The organism is Peptoniphilus sp. (genome assembly GCF_034090345.1).
GTDB lineage: Bacteria > Bacillota > Clostridia > Tissierellales > Peptoniphilaceae > Peptoniphilus.
This window is the reverse complement of the sequence record NZ_JAXDSS010000005.1, coordinates 1-21,795: the sequence shown is the minus strand read 5'-3', so window position 1 is coordinate 21,795 and position 21,795 is coordinate 1. Positions and strand designations below refer to the sequence as shown.

23 protein-coding genes and 1 riboswitch are annotated in these 21,795 nt (G+C 32.8%); of the genes, 2 read left to right on the top strand and 21 right to left on the bottom strand.

The features are described from left to right. Positions 1 to 541: 3'-5' exonuclease (locus tag SOR77_RS00205; RefSeq protein ID WP_320635207.1), on the top strand; the 541-nt coding region annotated here is incomplete at its 5' end. A gap of 13 nt (positions 542 to 554) precedes the next feature. Beyond that, complete coding sequence (gene mgtE / locus SOR77_RS00200) at positions 555 to 1,916, top strand: magnesium transporter (RefSeq protein WP_320635206.1); 1,362 nt, start codon at positions 555 to 557, stop codon at positions 1,914 to 1,916. A gap of 32 nt (positions 1,917 to 1,948) precedes the next feature. On the opposite strand, the gene SOR77_RS00195 is transcribed toward mgtE, so the two are convergent. The 21 genes from SOR77_RS00195 to SOR77_RS00095 all read right to left on the bottom strand — a co-directional run bounded on the left by SOR77_RS00195 (position 1,949) and on the right by SOR77_RS00095 (position 21,656). After that, the gene (locus SOR77_RS00195; protein WP_320635205.1) at positions 1,949 to 2,443 is read right to left on the bottom strand and encodes a GNAT family N-acetyltransferase; all 495 of its coding nucleotides are present in this window, start codon (positions 2,441 to 2,443) and stop codon (positions 1,949 to 1,951) included. 62 nt (positions 2,444 to 2,505) lie between these two features. Beyond that, positions 2,506 to 4,569 (bottom strand): heavy metal translocating P-type ATPase, encoded by a 2,064-nt coding sequence (locus tag SOR77_RS00190; protein ID WP_320635204.1) that lies wholly within the window; start codon positions 4,567 to 4,569, stop codon positions 2,506 to 2,508. A gap of 190 nt (positions 4,570 to 4,759) precedes the next feature. Further along, positions 4,760 to 5,002 carry a GlsB/YeaQ/YmgE family stress response membrane protein gene (locus SOR77_RS00185; RefSeq protein ID WP_320635203.1) on the bottom strand — a complete coding sequence of 81 codons (243 nt, stop codon included), beginning with the start codon at positions 5,000 to 5,002 and terminating at the stop codon, positions 4,760 to 4,762. An 80-nt stretch (positions 5,003 to 5,082) separates the two neighbouring features. After that, entirely contained in the window at positions 5,083 to 5,733 is a 651-nt protein-coding gene (locus SOR77_RS00180; protein ID WP_320635202.1) for a DNA-3-methyladenine glycosylase, read from the bottom strand. Further along, entirely contained in the window at positions 5,702 to 5,959 is a 258-nt protein-coding gene (locus SOR77_RS00175; protein WP_320635201.1) for a YkvA family protein, read from the bottom strand. The genes SOR77_RS00180 and SOR77_RS00175 overlap by 32 nt, the downstream gene beginning before the upstream one ends. A gap of 216 nt (positions 5,960 to 6,175) precedes the next feature. Beyond that, the gene (locus tag SOR77_RS00170) at positions 6,176 to 7,588 is read right to left on the bottom strand and encodes a sodium:alanine symporter family protein (RefSeq protein WP_320635200.1); all 1,413 of its coding nucleotides are present in this window, start codon (positions 7,586 to 7,588) and stop codon (positions 6,176 to 6,178) included. 291 nt (positions 7,589 to 7,879) lie between these two features. Beyond that, positions 7,880 to 7,987: riboswitch (glycine riboswitch) on the bottom strand. Positions 7,988 to 8,217: 230 nt separating this feature from the next. Next, on the bottom strand, positions 8,218 to 8,415 hold the full coding sequence (locus SOR77_RS00165; protein WP_320635199.1) for a hypothetical protein: 198 nt from the start codon (positions 8,413 to 8,415) through the stop codon (positions 8,218 to 8,220). Between the two features lie 15 nt (positions 8,416 to 8,430). Continuing rightward, complete coding sequence (locus SOR77_RS00160) at positions 8,431 to 8,559, bottom strand: hypothetical protein (protein WP_320635198.1); 129 nt, start codon at positions 8,557 to 8,559, stop codon at positions 8,431 to 8,433. 6 nt (positions 8,560 to 8,565) lie between these two features. Further along, on the bottom strand, positions 8,566 to 8,853 hold the full coding sequence (locus tag SOR77_RS00155; RefSeq protein ID WP_320635197.1) for a DHH family phosphoesterase: 288 nt from the start codon (positions 8,851 to 8,853) through the stop codon (positions 8,566 to 8,568). A gap of 107 nt (positions 8,854 to 8,960) precedes the next feature. Further along, entirely contained in the window at positions 8,961 to 10,172 is a 1,212-nt protein-coding gene (locus tag SOR77_RS00150) for a S1C family serine protease (RefSeq protein ID WP_320635196.1), read from the bottom strand. A gap of 135 nt (positions 10,173 to 10,307) precedes the next feature. After that, positions 10,308 to 11,258, bottom strand: a complete 951-nt coding sequence (locus SOR77_RS00145; protein WP_320635195.1) for an AEC family transporter — start codon at positions 11,256 to 11,258, stop codon at positions 10,308 to 10,310. A 101-nt stretch (positions 11,259 to 11,359) separates the two neighbouring features. Next, entirely contained in the window at positions 11,360 to 13,138 is a 1,779-nt protein-coding gene (locus tag SOR77_RS00140) for a [FeFe] hydrogenase, group A (protein WP_320635194.1), read from the bottom strand. Further along, positions 13,132 to 14,961: an NAD(P)-binding protein gene (locus SOR77_RS00135; RefSeq protein ID WP_320635193.1), complete on the bottom strand. Its 1,830-nt coding sequence runs from the start codon at positions 14,959 to 14,961 to the stop codon at positions 13,132 to 13,134. The genes SOR77_RS00140 and SOR77_RS00135 overlap by 7 nt, the downstream gene beginning before the upstream one ends. A 155-nt stretch (positions 14,962 to 15,116) precedes the next feature. Further along, the gene (locus tag SOR77_RS00130; RefSeq protein WP_320635192.1) at positions 15,117 to 15,362 is read right to left on the bottom strand and encodes a DUF2700 domain-containing protein; all 246 of its coding nucleotides are present in this window, start codon (positions 15,360 to 15,362) and stop codon (positions 15,117 to 15,119) included. A gap of 69 nt (positions 15,363 to 15,431) precedes the next feature. After that, on the bottom strand, positions 15,432 to 15,785 hold the full coding sequence (locus tag SOR77_RS00125; protein WP_320635191.1) for a hypothetical protein: 354 nt from the start codon (positions 15,783 to 15,785) through the stop codon (positions 15,432 to 15,434). Positions 15,786 to 15,928: 143 nt separating this feature from the next. Continuing rightward, positions 15,929 to 17,725, bottom strand: coding sequence for an oleate hydratase (locus SOR77_RS00120; protein WP_320635190.1), 1,797 nt, complete (start codon positions 17,723 to 17,725; stop codon positions 15,929 to 15,931). Positions 17,726 to 17,824: 99 nt separating this feature from the next. Then, on the bottom strand, positions 17,825 to 18,397 hold the full coding sequence (locus SOR77_RS00115) for a TetR-like C-terminal domain-containing protein (protein ID WP_320635189.1): 573 nt from the start codon (positions 18,395 to 18,397) through the stop codon (positions 17,825 to 17,827). A 25-nt stretch (positions 18,398 to 18,422) separates the two neighbouring features. After that, positions 18,423 to 18,812 carry a C-GCAxxG-C-C family protein gene (locus SOR77_RS00110; protein ID WP_320635188.1) on the bottom strand — a complete coding sequence of 130 codons (390 nt, stop codon included), beginning with the start codon at positions 18,810 to 18,812 and terminating at the stop codon, positions 18,423 to 18,425. A gap of 106 nt (positions 18,813 to 18,918) precedes the next feature. After that, positions 18,919 to 19,434, bottom strand: a complete 516-nt coding sequence (locus SOR77_RS00105; protein WP_320635187.1) for a pyridoxamine 5'-phosphate oxidase family protein — start codon at positions 19,432 to 19,434, stop codon at positions 18,919 to 18,921. A gap of 11 nt (positions 19,435 to 19,445) precedes the next feature. Then, the gene (locus tag SOR77_RS00100; RefSeq protein WP_320635186.1) at positions 19,446 to 20,828 is read right to left on the bottom strand and encodes an aminopeptidase; all 1,383 of its coding nucleotides are present in this window, start codon (positions 20,826 to 20,828) and stop codon (positions 19,446 to 19,448) included. Between the two features lie 153 nt (positions 20,829 to 20,981). Next, a complete protein-coding gene (locus SOR77_RS00095) occupies positions 20,982 to 21,656 on the bottom strand; it encodes a YjjG family noncanonical pyrimidine nucleotidase (protein WP_320635185.1) in 675 nt (224 codons plus the stop codon). Positions 21,657 to 21,795 lie beyond the last annotated feature (139 nt).

The following is a 21,795-nucleotide window of genomic DNA, read 5'->3' as shown; positions in this document are numbered from 1 at the left end:
TTATCCGGATCTTCCTAGTTATTATAAAGATAACATATTCTCTCTTATGAATGACTTTAAAAAACTTAAATCTCTAAAAATTCATGAACAAATTGAATATGTGTTATATTCAATAGGTTATGATAATTATCTAAATGATTTTGCAAATAAGTTCGGATTCAGTTATTCTTCTTTGGCTGAATTTATTCACTATTTAAAATTTATAGCCGAAAGTTCTGATGATTTAGAAAATCTTATAGGGCGTTTGAAGCATTTAGAAACTCTACTTTCAAAACCAAGTATCAAAAAATCCAACTTAACACTTTCAACTATCCACTCCGTCAAGGGATTGGAGTTTGATTGTGTTTTTGTTGTCGATATAGTTGATGGTGTAATACCGTCCAATCAAAGTGATGATGAACTAGACTCAGAAGAGGAACGTAGATTATTTTATGTCGCAATGACTCGTGCTAAAGAATCTCTATTTCTTTTAGCTCCTAAAACTCATAATTCTCAACCTGTGATGAGTTCACCATTTATTGACGAAATTTCAAAATACTGAGGAGGTGTATCTTATGGAAATGGATATAGACATGGAAAAGGAAATTATCCAAAAAATAGAAGATATAGTTTCATATAATGATGTAGAAGGTGCTGTAAATTTGTGTAAAGAAGTCCACTATGTCGATATTTGTGAGGCACTTGATGAAATGGAAGATTATCAAGTAAAAGCCTTTATTAAGATGCTACCGTTTGAAGATGTTGCAGGCCTTTTAGAAAGTAGTTGGGATGATTTTCAATTACTTGTAACACCTTTCTTTACTAATGCAGAACTTATAAATATATTCTCTTACATGACTAATGCTGATGTAGCTGATTTATTGGGTTTTCTTTCTACTTCACGTAGAAAAGAACTTTTAAAATATATGAAAGATTCTGATTCTGATATTTTAAAGATGATACTTTCATTTGATGCAGAAAGTTGCGGTGGTATCATGACCACTGAGTTTATTGCATTAAAAGAAAATTTAACTGTAAGACAAGCAATTATAAAAATTAAAGAAATTGCCCCTGCTACTGAAATAATAGACTATCTTTTGATAACTGATAAGCTCCATAAATTACAAGGTATTGTCGATTTAAGGCAACTGTTGGTAGCAGATGATACTACCCTATTAAAAGAATTACTTGAAGATTTTCCCTTCTATGTTTTTGCAACAGATGACCAAGAGGAAGCTTCAAATATGATTACAAAATACGACTTGGAAATTTTGCCCGTAGTTAATCATAGCATGGCCGTTTTAGGTGTAATCACTTCTGATGACATAGTTTCTGTCATCGACCAAGAGTACACTGAAGATATCCTTGCTATGGGGGGTGTAAGTCAAGACGAAGAATTTGACTCTGAATTCTTTGAAAGTTTTAAAAACAGAATTCCCTGGCTTATTGTAAATTTATTTACAGCATTTTTGGCGGCTGCTGTAGTTGGAATGTTCTCAGATACCATTGAAGCAGTTGTGGCACTTTCAGCGGCAATGCCAATTGTTACCGGAATGGGTGGTAATGCGGGAAATCAAACTCTTGCAATTGTACTGACTTCTTTGGCAAGAGGAGATATGGACTTGATTAAGGATTGGCGTCTTATCTTTAAAGAGATAGGGTTAGGACTTTTAAATGGTGCCATAATAGGTATAGGCGCCGGTGTAATATTGGCAATTATGTACTCAAATCCCTTCCTTGGTGTAATTATGTTTTTCTCAATGATTTTAAACATAATATTAGCGGGAATCACAGGATTTTTAATTCCTCTTATCTTAGATAAGATAAATATTGACCCTGCTGTTGCCTCTTCAATATTTTTAACAACTTTTACAGACACTTGCGGATTTTTTATCTTCTTAGGTCTTGCGTCTGTATTCTTAAGCAAATTAATATGACATTAAAAATTCCCCTTATCACAGGGGAATTTCTACTTTATAAGTTTTTCATATGCAAGTCTTGGAACTCCATCGTATAGATAAACTGTTCCGCATTTAGTGTATCCACTCTTAGCTAAAGTCTTTTGCATAGGTATGTTATCGGAGTGAGTGTCCACTCTGACCGACTCTTTTCCATTTTCTAATGCCATCTTTTCTATTTCATCAAACATTTTATTCGTATAGCCTTTTCCACTTTTTGAAGACTTTGTAGTCACTCTGTGAATTGCATAGTAATTTTCATTTCCTATCCACTCCCCATCATAGATTTTATCATAATCTGAGTCGCGCTCCACGTGGAGCGCTGTTGAAACTATTTCTCCATCGTCTTCTAAAACATATATCGTATCTATGTTATCCATTGATGCCTTTGGTAAATTTACACCTTGCCATTGGTCTATTCCTCGCTCTTTTAAAAGCTCAGAACCCGCTCTATACATTTCATTTAATAAATCAATTTCATCAACTTTTGCTTTTCTATACTCCATAAACTCTCCTGTGTTTAATTATTTCTTAATAACTATACAATGGATTGATTAAAATGTAAAATTTATGAATTCAAAGCTCTCATTGAATTAAAAATTGCAATTATAGTAACTCCTACGTCTGCAAAAACTGCTGCCCACATACTTGCAAATCCAAAAAATCCAAGCACTAAAACTACAAATTTTACAATTAATGCAAAACTAATATTTTGTTTTACTATATTATTTGTCTTGTTTGAAATTTTCATTCCCTTTAGTATCTTTGAAATCTCATCTGTCATTATAACTACATCTGCTGACTCTATTGCAATATCAGAGCCTATAGTTCCCATCGCCATTCCTATGTCTGCCCTTGCAAGCACCGGCGCATCATTTACTCCATCTCCAACAAATGCCACTTTACCTTTAGCATTCTTTATGCTATCTTCAAGAATTCTAACCTTATCAGCTGGTAACAATTCTCCGTAGAAATTTTCAATTCCAAGCTCTTCTGCAACTTTCTTCACATTTTTATTTTTATCGCCAGATAAAAGCGTAAGTTTTATTCCATTTTCCTTTAAAGCTTTTAAATCCTCTAAAATATTACTCTTAAGTGCATCTTCCACAACTACATATCCCAAGAGTTCATCTTCTCTTACAACATATATCACCACGCCATTTTCTTCAAAATTTTCGTGTTCAATATTGTATTTCTTTAAAAGTTTGTCACTGCCAACTAAAACTCTTTTTTTATCATACTCATATTTAATCCCATAGCCCGCAATTTCATCTAGGTTTTCAATTTCCAATGTATCTCCCCTGTAATAAGAATTTATAGCTGTGGCTACAGGGTGATTTGAATTTCTCTCAGCAGAATATGCAAATTTTAAAACTTCATTTTCATCGACATTTATTCCAACGACTTTCACAACGCTAAATTTACCTTTAGTAAGAGTTCCTGTCTTATCGAAAAACAACTCCCTTATATTTGCTAGAGCTTCAAGATAATTTCCACCTTTTACAAATATCCCTTCCTTTGATGCTGCTCCTATTCCTGCAAAAACACCAAGTGGAACTGAAAGTACAAATGCACACGGACAAGAAACTACTAAAAATGTGCAGGCTCTAAATAGTGCATCTTTCCACTCCAATATTCCCGTTACTGGAGATAGTGCCATTAGGGTAGCTATCCCTACGACTATTGGCGTATAAATTTTTGAAAATCTTGTAATCAATCTTTCAGTAGTACTCTTTCTTGCAGAAGCATTTTCTACCATATCAACTATTTTGGAAATTGTAGTGTTCTCATAATTCGAAGTCACTCTTATCTTAAGTAGCGATGTAGTGTTTACACAACCTGATACAACAATATCACCCTCTTCTACAAACTTTGGTATAGACTCTCCTGAAATCATAGATGTATCAAGATTTGAACTCCCTTCTATAACTTCTCCATCTAAAGGAATTTTTTCACCTGGTTTTACAATTATAAAATCTCCAACAGATATTTCTTCCGGTCTAACTTTTACAACATTTCCGTTTACTTCAATATTCGCATACTCAGGTTTTAATTCCAATGCTGATTTGATTGAATTTCTTGATTTATCTACCGCTCTATCTTGGAAAAATTCACCCACATTGTAAAATAACATAACTGCTATCGCTTCAGGATATTCTCTTATAACCAGTGCTCCTAATGAAGCAATACTCATTAAAAATTCTTCATCTAAAAAATCTCCATTTTTTATTTTCTTTATTGCTGAAAAGATTACTTCATATCCGACTAATATGTATAAAAATAAAAATACTATCAATTTATACTTATGCTCAATATTTATATTTAATATCAGTCCGGATAAAATCAAAACAGGCTTTAAAAGTTCTACATAACTTTTTTCATCTTTAACATCTTCATCTATGCTCAAAGTTTCAACACCTGGTTCTGTTTCATCTACTATTTGTTTTACTTTTTTTGCAAGTTTAACTCTGTCCACATTTTCTTTTATTTTTAGAGTAAATATTTCATTTGACAGATTAAAATCTGCTTCCTCCACTCCAACTATATTTTTTGTCTTGCCTTCTATTTTTGCAGCACAATTTGCACAGTTTAAACCCTTCAAACGCAATCTATATTCAAAATTCTTTTCCATAACTACCTCCTATGAACCTATGAAAAATTATTCATATATTATATTTTCATTTTAACCCTTTATTATTCGATAGTCAATATCAATTTAAATTATTTAAAACAAAAAAATCCTACACAAGTAGGATAAATTCTCTATAATATTTCAAAATAGATAAGTTTATCTTTCCTTGGTAGGATTTAAAATTTATATCTTATTTTCTAATTCCGCCTAAAATAGCTAACAATATAACTGCTCCTAAAACTGAAAGCAATATTGAAGTGATATTAAGTCCTGTTACATCAACCCCAAGTAGTCTAGTACCTAAGAAACCTCCAATAAAAGCTCCAATTATACCGACAACTATATTTGCTATAGCTCCCATTTGTTCATCACGTTTCATTATTCTACTAGCTATCCAACCGGATAAAGCACCTAAAATTAACCAAGCTATCATAATTGTACTTCCTTTCTTCTTCAACCATATTATAAAACTTATATATTATATATACCTATTTTAATGAAAACTAAACAGTCTCAAAATATTATCTGCTTTGAGACAAATTTATTTCCTTCAATATAGAACCTATATAAGTAGTCTATTGCTTCTTCAGCATAATCTATACCAATTCTCTTTGAAGAAGTGATTTTAAATTCACTTTCACCCTCTACGATATATAACTTCTCTCCAACAGTCATATCGAGTCCGTTATATGTTAAATCAATTCCCATTGCCTTTGTAAGCTTTGCAGGTCCATTTGTTATATTTTTCTTCTGATACGAATTCAATTCGACATAGTTTTTACCAAATCTTCTCATCGAAAAATTATCAAACTCAGAAATAGGTTCCACTGCTCTTATTAAAACAGCCTCTCCTATTGATTCCTCTCTGGTTACTACATTTAATAAGTTGTGCATTCCATAGGTGAAATATACATATGCAATTCCTGCGTTCCCATACATAACTTCTGTCCTTTGAGTTCTCCTCCCACCATAAGTATGAGCTGCTTTGTCTTCATATCCTAAATAAGCTTCAACTTCAACTATTTTGGCAATTAAAATTTCATCATCTTTTTTACTGATTAAATATTTTCCAAGCAGTTCTCTTGCAACAGTTAAAGTATCTCTCAGATAAAAGTCTCTTTTTAACAAATTTTCAGTGTTGATTGTTAAGTGCCCATTCTTCATATTTATCTATTTCCGATTTTATTTTAGTCATAAGATAAGTGAACACACTTATATCATCTAATAGTCCAATTCCAAGCACCATATCAGGTACTATGTCCATTGGATTTACTAAATATATAAGTGCTGCTATAACCATTATCATAGATTTTTTGCTAATGCCTTTATATCTTCCAGCTATAAAATCTTTAGCCAGATTTAATACAAGAACTAATTCTTTTTTAATCACTGACAAATTTTGATTGTTTTTAGATTTTTTAGTTGCATTTTTTACAAGCTTTACAAATCTATTTTTGTCATTATATATCGCAGTAGATTTACCTTTTAGATTATTGAAAATCTTTGAAATATCTATAATATCAGCTCCTTTAAATCATCTGTATAACTATTACCCAATAAATTATAATCTTATAACTTTTTATACAAACTTTAAATTATAAATGATTTAATCTATGCCAATATGTTTCTCCTCTTCAAAGAAATCTCTTGTTTCTTTTGCTACGACACCACTTAGTGCAAAAATAGCAATCATATTTGGAATTGCCATAAGTCCATTAAAAATATCTGCTATAGTCCAAACTGCACTTACAGTCATATATGGTCCAATAAAAATTGCCAAGATATACAGATATCGATAGCTTATAATTACTTTTTCATTTCCATGTGTTAAATATTCTAAGCATCTTTCGCTATAGTAATCCCAGCCAAGAATAGTTGTAAAAGCGAAGAAAATAAGACACATTACTAAAACTGCATTTGAAAAAATATGTGAAAAAGGTAATCCGTTTTGAAATGCATAAGTTGTAATCTGAACCCCTTCTATTCCTTCAACTTTCCATGCCCCTGTTAATACAATAGCTAATCCTGTCATAGTGCATATACATATTGTGTCAATAAAAGTTCCTGTCATACTTACAAGCCCTTGACGAACCGGTTCATTAGTTTGCGCTGCTGCAGCTGCAATAGGTGCAGAACCAAGACCTGCTTCGTTAGAAAAAATACCTCTAGCAATTCCCTTTTGCATAGCAATAATCATTGTTCCTATCACTCCACCTGCTAATGCTGTTGGTTTAAAAGCTGACTTAACTATTAGAGCAACCGCTGACGGTATCTCTTTATAATTAAACACCATAAGTAAAATTGCAAAAACTATATATATTACCGCCATGAATGGAACTATAATTTGGCTTACATTTGCTATACGTTTAAGCCCTCCAACCAATACTGCTGCAACACAAAAAGTTAAGATAAGTGACGAAATAACAACAGCTATAGAATAATTCCCAAGCCATGGCAAATCTACAGTATGAATATAATTGGGATCAAATAACCCTTGAACAGCGCTTGCAATCCCATTTACTTGACTAAAAGTACCTATCCCAAATAGTCCAACACACACCCCAAAAAAAGCAAAGAATTTAGCTAACAATTTCCATTTTTCTCCCATTCCCTTTTCTATGTAATAGAATGGACCTCCCAAACTATGGCCGTCTTCTGCAACAGTTCTGTACTTAATCGCAAGCAATCCTTCTGCATATTTTGTAGCCATGCCAAAAAATGCAGCAATTTCCATCCAAAACAAAGCCCCAGGCCCTCCTGTTGAAATAGCTGTTGCCACTCCAACAATATTTCCTGTTCCTATAGTTGCAGACAATGCAGTACATAGAGCTGCAAAGCTTGATACCTCTCCTTTAGCTCCATCTTCATTGTGATACATCCATTTTAAAGCCAATGGTAATTTGTGAATTTGTAGTCCCTTTAACCTCAAAGTCAAAAATATACCACCAGATAAAATCAAAATCATTAAAGGAATTCCCCAAACAATATCGTTCACTTTTAACAAAAAATTATTAATCATATTTAACATCTTATAAGTCCTTTCTGCAGCAACAGATTGGAATTTGTTTAGTTTATGGAAAAAATAAATGGACTAAAAAACCGTAAATAAATGGTAAATTATTGCATTAAAACAAAAAAGACCATAAATACGGTCTCAAAGTCAAAATGGTTATGTGGATAATAATAAATAATAAGTAATACTTAATAAGTAAAACTTTAATATTTTCATTTCAAACTATATCTTTTTAAAAATAAACCAAATAAACCCATTTGTTCACACAAAAAGATACTATAATTCAAAATATTATATTTCCGCATCTCTGTCCCTTTTGCCTGAGAGATTTCACAGTTTATAAGCTGTGTTGCACCTTCGGCATCTTACCTAAATCCATGATAAGACTTCTCCAGAGTAATGATCCATTTACAGTTTTCATCTTAAAATAAGACACCTGAGAGTTTTACTCCTTCGGTAGGTTAAAAACCACTTTCCTGCAAACTTCATTTCATTGCTGCCATTAAAGATTACACCCTTAATAGCAAAATGTCAATAATTCTCTAAAAATCTCCAAAAATATACATTGAAAAAATAAAAAAACATATCAATGACTTTTCTCATCAATATACTTTTAAACTGCTTCATCATCTACTTTAAAGCCACCTGTGACAATTATCAGACTGACATATCTGTCCACTGCATCTAGATTGAGCATCTTTTCTGTCCCCAAGTATTATAATATCTCCCTTAGAGATTTTATCTCCTATGTGCGTTGGTAACATTGCATAAAATTTTATCTTCCCATCTATAGCTTTAAAAATCTCAGGTTGATATATAAATTTTCCATCCAAAACTTCAATTATATTTTAATAAGAAGTGTTGCTTTTTCCCAAAATTGAATCTTTCCAAACTTCCATATATGACATAGTCATATTCGATAAACTTGCAATTCCGACCAGTTTTTCGTCCTGGTCTGTTAGCGGTAGTGAATTCACTCCGTTTTATTGAATAAGTTGTAACGCCTTATATAGAGCTATATTTTCCGAAACACAGTACGCCTTGTCCATTTCCAAATCTTTACCTTGAGCTTTTATACTGTCTTTTAGTATTGGCGGTTTCACCCCAAAATAATCTAATACAAATTTAGTTTCTTGATTTAACTCTCCAAGTCTTATAGCTTCAACATCAAATCCGGTCTTCTTTCTCTTTAATTCTGCATAAGCTATTGCAGCACATATTGAATCTGTATCGGGATTTTTATGCCCTGTAACATGATATTTGTCTTTCATAATTCTCCGTTCTAATTAACAAATAAAATAGCCTACAACGTCTTTTGCGTATGTAGGCCTCTTGCTCGTCAAATAACTATACAAAATAATATCACATTTTTCAATTATCAACTGTTCTGTTCATTGTCCGGCAAAATAAATCTGTTATCTTTTTGTGTGTTTTCATCGTCCGAAATAGAGTATTCATTAAATTTAACATCTATATCTACAGTCTTGCCGTTTCTTAATATGTTTAACTTAGCTGTATCTCCAACTTTGTATTTATATAGAGTTGCCTTTAGCGAATCCACTCCTTCGATTTTTGTTTCACCTATCTTTAATATTACATCGCTCTTTTGCAATCCTGAAGTTTCAGCCGGAGTTCCCTTCATAACGTCCATAATTAAAACACCTGAATCTAAATTAGTATTTAAATTATAATATCTCTTAGCCAATGTCATATCCATAGTTTGAACACCTAGAGAAACAACTTTATAATCTCCTGTCTTTATTACTTCTTCCAATATTGTCTTTACACTATTGATAGGAATTGCAAAACCAAGTCCTTCGGCTGTTGAAACTTTTACTGTATTTATCCCGATTACTCTTCCTTCTGAATCAAGTAAAGGTCCCCCTGAGTTACCACCATTTATTGAAGCGTCAGTTTGAATTAGACCATTCATATATCCTCCGCCCGAAACTTGACCAACATATCTATTCAAGCCTGATATTATACCTTGTGTAACACTTCTTTGAAATGCCAAATCAAGAGGATTACCTATTGCAATTGCCGCTTGTCCAATCTTTAAATCATCTGAATTTCCAAGTTCAGCAGGAATAAGTTCTGTCTTTGGTTCAATTTTTACTATTGCTATATCTATAGTTGAGTCAACCCATACTGTCTTACCTTCAACTGTAGTTCCATCATACAATTGTACGCTCGGCTTTTCTATTGTTTGACCACTTAGTTTTACAACGTGTGCATTAGTTAGAATATATCCTTGTTTATCAACTACAATCCCTGAACCGGTTCCGCCAACTTGAGCTTGACCCATCCAAGTTTCAACTACACCCTTGGTTGTGATTCCAACTACTGATGGCATTGCCTTTTCAGCAACAGCTGAAGCAATTGTATCAGAGTCTTTAGCGTTTATAACTATTTTTTTAGAATCTTGTTCTGAAATAGCAGGCATTGAAGCTTTTTCTCTCATCACCGCATAAGATATTGCAGAACCTATGATTCCACCTATAATTGCACATAGAAGAGCAATTACTACTATATTATTACTATTCTTTTTTCTATTTCTCCTGTTAGGATAGCTGTAATTATTTTCTTCCATATTTTCCCCCTTGCTTTTAATTAATAATAATTATATTTTGTGAAGAACAGGTGAATAAAAAGTAACGAAATGTCAAAATAAAATACAATTTTTATTACTCATCACCATATAAAATTAAAATCCGTATGCACTAATTTACATTACAATAGTGGCTATAAGTGGAACTACAAATATGCAAATCAACATACTAATGGTTATTATACCCGTAGCGTACTCAACATCACCTTTAGCTTCATTCACTAAAATAGGAGTTACTGCCGCTCCAGCTGTGGACGATTGAACCATGTATATTTGATATTCCATTCCAGATATTCCCATTCCTAAAATACCCACTAACTTAGCCACTAAATACATTATCAATGGAGCTATCAAAAATCTTCCCAACAATCCAACAACTGTATCTCTGTCAAATTTTACGCTTTTAAAATCTGACTTAGCTGATATTATACCTATGTATAACAAAGAAAGAGGAGTTACCATATTCCCTAGATAAGTTAAAGTTGAATTTATTGTTGTTGGAACCGGAATTTTAAATATTAAAAATATCGTTCCAAAAATAAATCCTGTAAATGGAATTGATATTAACTTTTTCCACTGTATCTTAGAACTAACTTTCTTTTCAGTTGTGTCATTTGCAATTAGTATAGCTCCTATTGTCCAAGTTGCAATTGTGTTTGTTATATAATATATCAAAAAATATGGAAGTCCTTTTTCTCCAAACAAAGCCATATTTAAAGGCAATCCTATAAATATTGTGTTTGAAATTGCAAACATATTTATAAAGGCTCCTCTTCTTCCAACTCTGACCTTTAACAATTTTGAAAGTATATATCCGGTGACAAAACAAAATATGACCGCCAATACTGTATATATAAAACCGTTTGATAAGTCTATTAAAACCTCCACTGTCAAATACTTTAACACAGACACAAAAACAGATGCCGGTAAAGCAACGTTCATAATCAATTTAGATATGTTATTTGAAAATGAATTTTCAAACCAACCAAACTTCTGCATTAAATATCCTATGATAATCAAAAAAATTATCGGCATTATACTTACAACCGAAGTAAAAAAAGCTAACATTAAATTCCCTCTTTCATATTTTGTAACTGTACATTTTAAATTATACAATTCTTGACATAAAAAAAGAACTACTCGAACTATAAAGTTCGAATAGTCTATAATTAAAATCCATTTATTACATAACCATTTCTATCTCTCTTAGGACTTCTTGGCATCTCCCAAGAATTATGGTCTGTGTGTAAAAGCATATGAGCTTTATGGCTGTTTGGTTTATCAAAATAATTTTCATATAGAGATTTCACATCTTCGTTCTCATGAGAGTATCTCAACTCAGATTTTTTATCTAGGAAATATAAATTCTTTCCTCTTTCAAAGGCTAGCTCATCTCCGTCGTGTATAGGTTGACCTCCGCCTCCTACACATCCTCCGGGGCAAGCCATAACCTCCACAAAATCATATTTCTTTTCGCCACGTTCTATCTCTTCGATTAACTTCCTTGCATTTCCAAGTCCATTCACTGCCGCAACTCTCAATTTAATACCATTTAAATTAAAACTTGCTTCACTCACTCCAGTGTCTTGAGATTCTGCCCTGACAACTTCAAAAGCATCAGGAGAACAGTTTTCACCCATAATAGTATAATATGCCGTTCTCAAAGCAGCTTCCATAACTCCCCCAGTTGCGCCAAATATCACACCGGCTCCTGAGCTCTTTTCAAAAAGCTTATCTGGTTCTATATCTTCAAGAGTGTTGGAATTTATGTGTGCCGCTCTTAACATTCTCACAAGTTCACGTGTTGTTATTACACAATCTGTATCGTGTCCGGCATATTCTTCATAAAATAGTTCCATTTCACTTTCGCCTTTTTTTGCCAAGCAAGGCATAACTGCTACAGAATATATATTTTCCGGCTTCTTTCCAATTTTTTCTGCAAAATATGTCTTCATAACTGAGCCGAACATTTGCATAGGAGATTTTGCAGTTGAAAGTTGAGGAACCAAGTGCGGAAATTGTCCCTTGATAAATCTCAGCCATCCAGGGCAGCAAGAGGTGAACATAGGTCTTTCATCTAATTCATTGTTGTTAAACCTATCTAAAAATTCATTTGCCTCTTCCATTATAGTCAAGTCAGCAGAATACGCTGTATCAAAAACATAATCTACACCCATTTTTTTAAGCGCATCAAAAATTTTATTTACAGTTGCGTCTTTGATGTCTAAACCAACTTCTTCACCCCAAGAAGTTCTAACAGCCGGTGCAACTTGAACTACGACAATTTTATCTTCAGAGGCTATTGCTTCCCACAACTTACTCGTATCATCTCTTTCTTTTAATGCTCCAACAGGACAATGTGTAATGCACTGTCCACAAAGAGAACAATCAGATTCAGCAATGGTTCTTGAGCCGGATATATTTACAGTCGTTCTTGCTCCGGTTCCCTCTAACTCCCAAATATTTAAACTCTGCATTTTATCGCAAACTTGTATACAGCGCATACATTTTATACACTTTTTAGAATCTCTTATAAGTGGAAAAGAATTGTCCCATACTTGGTGTTCTAAGTTTTCCTCATACAAAACATCTTGTATATTTAAATCGTTTGAAAGCTTTTGAAGTGAACAGTTTCCACTTCTCACACAAGTAGCACATTTACAATCGTGTTGAGAAAGTATCATCTGTACCGTTCTCATCCTATCGAGCATTACTTTAGGGCTGTTGGTAAATATAACCATATCTTCTTCAACTACATTGTTACAAGCTGTTATTAGTTTTCCCTTGCCTTCAACTTCAACTACACACACTCTACAAGCTGCTATTTCATTTAAATCTTTTAAGTAACATAGATGTGGTATTTCTATTCCCTTGCTCTTTGCTGCTTGCATTATGGTAGTTCCCTCAGCAACTTCAATTTTTACATTATCAATTGTTAAATTTACCATATGCTTTCACGACCTCCCTTAAATATGCCAAAGCCGAAGTGGTCACATCTCAAACATCTCGCTACCTCTTGATGTGCTGCCTTTTCATTCATATTTAGTTCCACTCCGTTAAAATCTAATACTCTCATACAAGCTTCTCTCTCTGGAAGTTCAACTCTTCCACAATAAGTCTTGTCCTCTATATTAGGCTCAGGTATATCTACACTACAAGTGATTTCATGATGATAGCCAAGGTACTCATCTATATTAGCTGCCATTACTTTTGCAGCGGCTATTGCCTTTATTACAGTTGCAGGCCCTGACGCACAATCTCCGCCGGCAAAAAGTCCGGGTATTCCTCTAAAACCTCCATTAGGTAATGTGAATATCTTTCCCTTTTCAATAGGCACTCCTACACCTTCGTAGTGCTCAGTTTCAATATTTTGTCCAATTGCAACTACCAACACTTCACAAGGAATGAACTGTTCGGCTTCTCCATTTGGAGTAACTGACGCTCTACCACCTTTTATTTTAGATATCATCTGAGGTTCAACCCAGATTCCCTTTAGCTTTCCATCTTCTATCTCAAGTCTTGAAGGAGCTTTTAATGTCACCATTTCAACTCCCTCTGCTAAAGCCCCTTCAATTTCATTAGGCAAAGCTGTCATATCAGCTATTCTTCTTCTATAAACACAACTGACTTTTGAAGCATTTAAACGTACCAAAGTTCTAACTGCGTCCATAGCAACATTTCCGCCCCCGATTACAGCTGCCCTTTTACCTGAAATGTCCGGCAATTTCCCCATGCCGACATCTCTTAAAAATTTTACAGCTGAAACTATTCCCTCGCTCTTTTCACCATCTAAGCCAAGTTTTTTATCAGTAGATGCCCCAACTGTTATGAGTACTGCGTCATAATCTCTTCTTAAATCGTTTAAATCTATGTCTATACCAATTTTAAGTCCATATTTAACTTCAACACCAGTTTCAAGTATAGCTTCAATATCGTCATCCAATCTCTCTTTTGGTAATCTATAATTCGGAATACCATATCTAAGCATACCTCCCAAACCCGGAAGCATTTCAAATACAGTAGTCTGATGCCCCATCAACTGTAGATAATATGCTGTAGAAAGACCGGCAGGTCCACCTCCGACTATGGCAACTTTTTTCCCAGTTGACTTTGCACACTTTTCAGTTGGGACCTTACCCGCCATATCTGCCGCAAATCTTTTTAGTCCACGAATATTCACTGAATCATCAACCATATTTCTTCTGCATCTATCTTCACAAGGATGCTCACATATGAACCCGCAAGTGGTCGGGAATGGATTGTCCTTTCTTATAAGTGCTATCGCATCAGCATATCTATGTTCTCTAATCAACGCTACATAACCCGGTATGTCCACGTTCGCAGGACATAATGCAACACACGGAACAGGTTGAGTAGTCATACATATACATCTTCCATTTATAACATGTTCTTCATAATCGTCCCTACAGTTGATTATGCTCCTATGTACCATATGAGCAGCTTCATATCCTATTGCACAATCAGCAGTTTCAGAAATCGATTTTGCCGTCTCTTCAATTAAGTCCAATGTGCCCATATTAGCTTTTCCATTTAAAACATCAGTCAATAAATTTTTAAGTTGTTGCAGCCCTACCCTACAAGGAATACATTTGCCACATGTCTGCGCATGACACATCTCTATAAAAGCTCTTGTAGTATCAACAGGGCATAATCCAGGTGGGCTGGATTCTATACGTTTTTTCAAATTTTCATAAATATCATCGATTATAATTTTAGCTCTACTAGGTGATTTTAATTCTAATCTGCTCACAAGCTCTCCCCCTAAAAATAATACCTACATATTATTTAATATATCTCTTATAGATAATATTATATGATAATCAAACTTTATACAATAATTGTTATTTTTTTGTTAAATTTTGTAAATTTTTTAGAAATTTTTCTAATTTTCTAGTTTTAAATAATTTATTTCTTAATGATAGTTCCAACTACTATCCCTAACAAAATTCCCAAGGAGACAAATATGCCTAAATTGTCCTGACCAAGAGCTATCCCAACTGCAGTTCCAAAACACAATCCTAATGACATTCCTTCTGATAGATAGTTTTCATCTTTATCGCTTTTTTTAGATTTATTTTTTACAAGATTAATAATATAAATTGTTGCGATTCCTACCAATATCACCGGCAAAATAATTCTTATAATATACAATCTAAACTCACCTCTATATTTGGATTAAATTTAATATACTTACAAAGTTTTCAAAAAACTTTAAATTTATCAATATTTATTTATTTCATGTATATTCCACACTATATACTTTTTCAAATATACTTCTGATGTTAATAAATAATCTTTATTCTCATCACTAAATATATATCCACTTCCCATTTGTTCTTTAAACTTAATTTTCATATCATTCTCAAAATGTTTAAAAAGATATAAACTATCTTCATTTTTTGAAATTAAAATATTTTTATCTAATTCTACATAAGGTTTTTCTTTTTTTATTTTTGATATTGCTATTAAGTATGGAATTGGATTTCCCTTTTGAAAAACTATATCTTTATTATAATAAATTATAAAACTACCTATACAAGTAAAAGCTATAGTAATTAAAATTAATTTTTTCACAATATTCCCCTTAAATTTATTTTTATTAAGCTTATATTAAGTATATCATTTTAAAATATATATTTAATAAGAATTTCTCTTTAAAGACTAATTAAAAAGCATAGCTGGCTTTCACCAACTATGCTTTCTTTTAAAAATATTCGCTATTCAATTACATTATACTCTTTTAAAATCTGTTCTATCTCAGTTCCTGCCAACATAGCTTTTACTTTGTGCCTTACTATCCATGGCAATTTAATTTCCGGTTTTTCTCCATCTAATAGACCAACCAATCCACTCAATAGATATCTGATGTCATATCTTGAAGCAAATACTTCTGGTACAGCTTTTTCAACTCCTGTCAAAACATATACAGCTTCCATAGCAGTACGTCCTGAATATTCAGTAGTAAAGATTGTATCTCTTCCCGGATTATCAAGAGTTTCTGCAAACTGACCTATGAACGCAAAGTTTACTCCGTCTTTTGGAACTACATAAGGTCTGTCTCCAAATTTTCTCGGCATAAAATGTGATGTTATAAACGGCATCATAACAGGCACTGCTGTACAAGTTTGAGCTATTTCATCTATCTTTTCTATAGGAACTCCTATGTGGTAAAGCCATTCTTTTGTAATTTCCTTACCTGTGCAATCTCTCATCTTCTTCTTGATATAGTCTCCGTCTTTGTCTGTGAACAATCCATAAACCCAAACTACTACATCATCTTTAGGTTGTGTAGGATATTGACCTTGTCTGTTTATAGTCCAACTCATCAACCATGATGAATCTCTTGCAGTTACAATACCACCTGTAACAGTTTTTCCAGTATATGGAGATCTCTTAGTTATCTTCTCAATATAAGGAGCTATTTTTCTATCGTGGCAAGTTACAGTACAAGATTCCCAATTTGTCTTTTCAAAATCAGTACTGAACACTTCTGGATTTCCAAACTCTTCGCACTGACTTGCAATGTTATTCCAAAGTTCCCAACTACTTCCAGGTTCTCTTATAAATGGTGCTGGAGTGTCATCATCTCCATATCCGGAAGACTCTATAATTGAACCGTTAGTAATAAATACCAAATCATTTTCTGTAAGCTCTATAGATTTATCATTGCCTTTATTATCTTCGGCAACTATTTTTTTAGCTACTTTTTTATCTGTCAAAATTTCAAATTCAACATTTTTTACAGCTGTATTGTAATCGAATTGAACGCCTTTTTCCTTTAGCCATTTTATCATCGGCTCTACAATTGAGATAAATTGGTCATGTCTTGTAAATTGTAGAGCTGATAAATTAGGTAATCCCTCTACATGGTGTATGAAACGATTCATATAGAGTTTCATTTCTAAAGCACTGTGCCAATTTTCAAAGGCAAACATACTTCTCCAGAAAGTCCAAAAATCAGTTTTGAGTAGTTCAGGTGATAATACATCTTCTATTTTTAAATCTTGTAGTGCTTCGTCCGGCATAGATAAAAACATCACTATCTCTTTTACTAAATCTTGTCCTAAATTAAATTTAGCATTGTCCCATCTTTCTCCACACTTATGTGTGATACGACAGTTGCTATAATTGGGGTCATCTAAATTTGTATAATACAAATTATCCAAAATTGTCATTTCAGGGTCTTCAGCTGATGGAATAACACTGAATAAGTCCCATAAAACTTCAAAGTGATGTCCCATTTCTCTACCACCACGAGCTACATATCCTATGTTACTCATAAATTCTCCATCCAATGCTCCGCCAGGTAGCTCACATTGTTCCAAGAAGTGGATATTTTTTCCGTCCATTTGAGCATCTTTAATTAAAAATCCTGCCGCAGAAAGTCCCGCTAAGCCTGAACCTATTATGTATGCTCTCTTATCTTCTATCCCCTTAGGTTTTCTCGCGTGTACTAATCTATCATAATCTCCGTTATCAAGTTTCAAACGCTTATCAAATGTTTTTATTTCCATATCTTCCCTCCTTGTATACAAGGATATCACTACAAAATAAATATTGTTATGGTTAACTAAAAACAAGTGTCCAAAATTCGAACACTTGTCATATTTTGCCTAATTATTTAATTCTTCGCTCTTTCTCAAAGATTTTTCAATATTTCCGTCAAATAGACAGCCTATTCTGTATACTATGCTCTCTGGCTCTTCAACCATTCCATCATCTATCCATTTGACCACAAAACTTGTAAGAGCTGCTTGATAAAAATAACTTATTAAATCCTTATCTCTTTTTGAAGCCCTTATGTTTTTTATTTTACTTTCATTTTCTACATACTTAGTCATTACTATTCCTGCTACTTTGAACACATAGTCATACATAGTTTTTCTTTCGACTGATTTAAAAATATTGTAGACTGCTTTTTTATTTTTTAAGATAAATTCACTCGCAACTAAAAAACTATCTTCCCAAGAAAGTGTTTCGTTAAATTGTATGTCCACTTTTTCAAGCTCTTCATCTAAAATTTCTCTCATCAAATCATAGATGTCTTCATAGTAGTAATAAAAAGTATTTCTATTTATTTCACATATTTTTGCTATTTCACTTACTGTTACATCTTTTAATGTATTCTTTCCGGCTAATTCCCAAAATACATCTCTAATCAATTCTTTTGTATATTGTTTTGCCATCAAATCATCTCTTTACATTTAAATTTTATAATGGTTTTTCGTCTATTATACTCTCCAAAATTTTAACCACATCTCTTACACAGCCTTCACAACTTCTTAGAGGCTTTCCAGTTTCAATTCCCTTTAAATCTTTACATAAGACAGATTTATTTTTCTCTTTAAATTCATTCATTATCTTTCTGCTATCTTTCATTGTATCCCCCGAATTTTTATTGATTAAACCAATTATTACTTCTGCTCCTGAAATAGCTCCACAAGTTCCTTCCATTGTGCCATTTCCCGCTCCAAACCCTTGAGTTAAGTTATACATAGTCTCTTCATCTATGCCAACATAATCGCAATACGTACAAGCAATTGCCTGCGCACAATTATGCATATTTTGTTTTTTCTCTATAACTTTTTCTTCTCTGCTCACAAATTACCTCTATATCTAAACTAAATTAATTTTAAACTTACACTACTATTATAAACTATTTTCCATAAAAATAAAAAATCCATTGCTTTTACACAATGGACCTTTTCTACATCTTAACTACTTCTTTGGCTTTTGATTCTATTTCATCTATTTCTATCTTATAAACTTTTGTAACTTTGAGAGACCTTTCTATTGCGTGGTCAAAGAACTCCATCATATCCGGTTCAAGCCTTTCGCATAGAATTTTCAAAGAATGTATCTTTTCTTTCTCATCCTCTACATTGTAAATTTTGCCCTCTACAATTGCACTCTTATACTCAATTGTAAAAATTTTACCTGAAGTATTTCCACCATTTTTTATTATATCCCTAATACTTTGAGGAGTGTATTCTCTTGGAGTTTCAGATTGAGAGACAAACACTATTCTCACTAAATCTCCATCTTCGATATAATCTACTTTTTGCCCTTGCATAGCACAGTGAAAATAAAGAATATTTTCATCTCTACTAAAAGTAAGTGGAAGAGAGTAACCATTTTTCTTTAAAGTCATTACTCCAAAATTTGTATTATCTATTACATTTAGTCCAAAATTTGTATCTTGTTCCCTATCTTTTCTCCTCATATATTACCTCATTATATATTCTTCATAAAAACTTCATAAGCTTTATAAGTCATATAAGCATCAGCTTTGGAAACCAATTCTATTGGAGCATGCATTGAAAGCATTCCAGTTCCCATATCTACAACTTGAGCACCTGACTCAGCTAATATATAGGCTATAGTTCCACCGCCCCCTTGGTCAACTTTTCCGAGTTCCCCTGTTTGCCAAATTATTCCATTTTCATTAAATACTTTTCTAATTTCATGTAAAAATTCTGCATTGGCATCATTAGATCCACCTTTACCGCGAGAACCTGTATACTTTGACATTGTTATTCCATATCCGAGTTTAGATGCGTTCTTTTCGTCCATAACTTCTTTAAAAGCAGGATCAATTGCCGCTGTTACATCTGCTGAAAGCACCTTTGAATTTGCAAGAGCTCTTCTAAGTTTTAAATCATTATAGTCTCCCATTTTGTTTATAATTTCAGCAACTGCATTTTCAAAAAATCTTGCGTGCATTCCTGTATTCCCTACAGAGCCTATCTCTTCCTTATCTGCAAAAAGAGCGACTACAGTTTTATTAGGGTTTTCAACTTTAAATATCGCCTCTAAATTTGCATAACTACAAACTCTGTCATCATGTCCGTGAGCTGCCACAAGCGATCTGTCAAATCCAACATCCCTTGCCGGACTAGCCGGTACAATTTCAAGTTCAGAAACAATAAAATCTTCCTCAACCATTCCAAACTTTTCATTTAAATATTCAAGTACAAGTTTCTTTATTGGATTTTCCTTTTCATCACTTCCATAAGTTGAGTGTCCTACAACTACATTTAATTGTTCTCCCTCAATACCCTCACTAAGTTTTTTAGTATTTTGGTTTTGACTTAGATGTGGCAATAAATCATTTATGAAAAATACAGGGTCATCTACTTTTTCACCAATAGCAATTTCTTTTTTCTCTCCGTCTTGAGTAATTATAACTCCGTGTAGTGCCAAAGGAATTGTAGGCCATTGATATTTCTTAACTCCACCATAATAGTGAGTTTTTAACAAAGCCAAATCAGAATCTTCATAAAGAGGTCTTTGTTTTAAATCAAGTCTTGGACAATCTATGTGTGAACCAACTATGTTCATACCATTTTCCAATTCTTCTCTACCTATTACAAACAAAACGCATGACTTGTTATGATTGTTTAAATAAATTTTATCCCCTGATTTTATATCTTTTTTCAAAGCTTCTTCTAAAGAAACGTACCCTCTCTTTTCAGCTTCTTCAATTATGAACTTAGTAGCTTCCCTTTCCGTCTTTGACATGTCTAAAAAATGCTTATACCTATCTGAATATTCAAAAATTTCTTTATATTGTTCCGGACTTATTGATTGCCATACTGACTTATTTTTTAATTCCATTTTATCCTCCTATTTAATTTATTAATTTAAATTATAAAGCTCTACAAATATTTGTAAAGCTTTGACACGACTTAAATTCTCTTGTATAATTTTAATACCCTTGGGCAGAGAAATCTGTCTACTTCGCCAAGCTTTGTGGAGAGCTTGGCATTTTTATACTATCTTTAACAAATCAGATAAATGATTTATAGTGTGCGTTGCCAAACTCTCATTCATTATACCTTTTTTATCAAAATAACAACTGTCAATCCCAAAATTTTTAGCACCATTTATATCCGATTCTATTCTATCCCCAACCATCAACATATTCTTTAAATTTGCTCCATCAATATTTTTAAAACAATATTCAAAAAATCTCCTATCCGGTTTTTCAAAACCAACTTTTTCAGAAATAAAATGTCCGTCAAATAAATTATATATCTTTGAATCAGTCATTCTTTTAATTTGAGTACTATAAACTCCATTAGAAGCCGTATAAATTTTTTTATCCATCTTTTTCAATTCCAATAATAATTCAAATGCCCCGTCAATCAACTGACTATTTCTATCCAGATGACTTCTGAAAACATCTTCTGCTTTCTTTCCGTCTACCTCAATTCCAAATAGTTTGAAAAATTCTTCAAATCTTTTTGTCAAAATTTCATCTTTTGACATATTCCCCTTTTCAAGTTCCCCCCACATATAAACATTTATTTTTCTATATTTTTCCAAATTTTCTCTATTATTTTCAACTCCATAAATTTCAAACAAGTATCTTATAGAGTTTTCCTCAGCCGCATTGAAATCCAAAATTGTATTATCTAAATCTATTAAAATAATTTTGTACATACTACTCCTCAAATTCGTCAGAATATTTCTTGAAAAAATCATAATATACTCTAACATTCTCAAGTTCTGTCCAATCCTTTAAAGTTGCAAAATCTCCGTCCAAATCATAAATTTTGGCATGCTTAAGTGACAAAATAAA

What these genes read in the sequence shown, in the direction of transcription:
- SOR77_RS00180 (WP_320635202.1), bottom strand. Translation starts at nt 5,733, where the DNA reads ATGAAGAATGGGCACTTAACAATCAACACTGAAAATTTGTTAAAAAGA.
- SOR77_RS00185 (WP_320635203.1), bottom strand. Translation starts at nt 5,002, where the DNA reads ATGATAGCTTGGTTAATTTTAGGTGCTTTATCCGGTTGGATAGCTAGT.
- SOR77_RS00115 (WP_320635189.1), bottom strand. Translation starts at nt 18,397, where the DNA reads ATGGCAAAACAATATACAAAAGAATTGATTAGAGATGTATTTTGGGAA.
- SOR77_RS00190 (WP_320635204.1), bottom strand. Translation starts at nt 4,569, where the DNA reads ATGGAAAAGAATTTTGAATATAGATTGCGTTTGAAGGGTTTAAACTGT.
- SOR77_RS00150 (WP_320635196.1), bottom strand. Translation starts at nt 10,172, where the DNA reads ATGGAAGAAAATAATTACAGCTATCCTAACAGGAGAAATAGAAAAAAG.
- mgtE (WP_320635206.1), top strand. Translation starts at nt 555, where the DNA reads ATGGAAATGGATATAGACATGGAAAAGGAAATTATCCAAAAAATAGAA.
- SOR77_RS00145 (WP_320635195.1), bottom strand. Translation starts at nt 11,258, where the DNA reads ATGTTAGCTTTTTTTACTTCGGTTGTAAGTATAATGCCGATAATTTTT.
- SOR77_RS00195 (WP_320635205.1), bottom strand. Translation starts at nt 2,443, where the DNA reads ATGGAGTATAGAAAAGCAAAAGTTGATGAAATTGATTTATTAAATGAA.
- SOR77_RS00120 (WP_320635190.1), bottom strand. Translation starts at nt 17,725, where the DNA reads ATGGAAATAAAAACATTTGATAAGCGTTTGAAACTTGATAACGGAGAT.
- SOR77_RS00100 (WP_320635186.1), bottom strand. Translation starts at nt 20,828, where the DNA reads ATGGAATTAAAAAATAAGTCAGTATGGCAATCAATAAGTCCGGAACAA.
- SOR77_RS00155 (WP_320635197.1), bottom strand. Translation starts at nt 8,853, where the DNA reads ATGAAAGACAAATATCATGTTACAGGGCATAAAAATCCCGATACAGAT.
- SOR77_RS00170 (WP_320635200.1), bottom strand. Translation starts at nt 7,588, where the DNA reads ATGATTAATAATTTTTTGTTAAAAGTGAACGATATTGTTTGGGGAATT.
- SOR77_RS00105 (WP_320635187.1), bottom strand. Translation starts at nt 19,434, where the DNA reads ATGAGGAGAAAAGATAGGGAACAAGATACAAATTTTGGACTAAATGTA.
- SOR77_RS00095 (WP_320635185.1), bottom strand. Translation starts at nt 21,656, where the DNA reads ATGTACAAAATTATTTTAATAGATTTAGATAATACAATTTTGGATTTC.
- SOR77_RS00140 (WP_320635194.1), bottom strand. Translation starts at nt 13,138, where the DNA reads ATGGTAAATTTAACAATTGATAATGTAAAAATTGAAGTTGCTGAGGGA.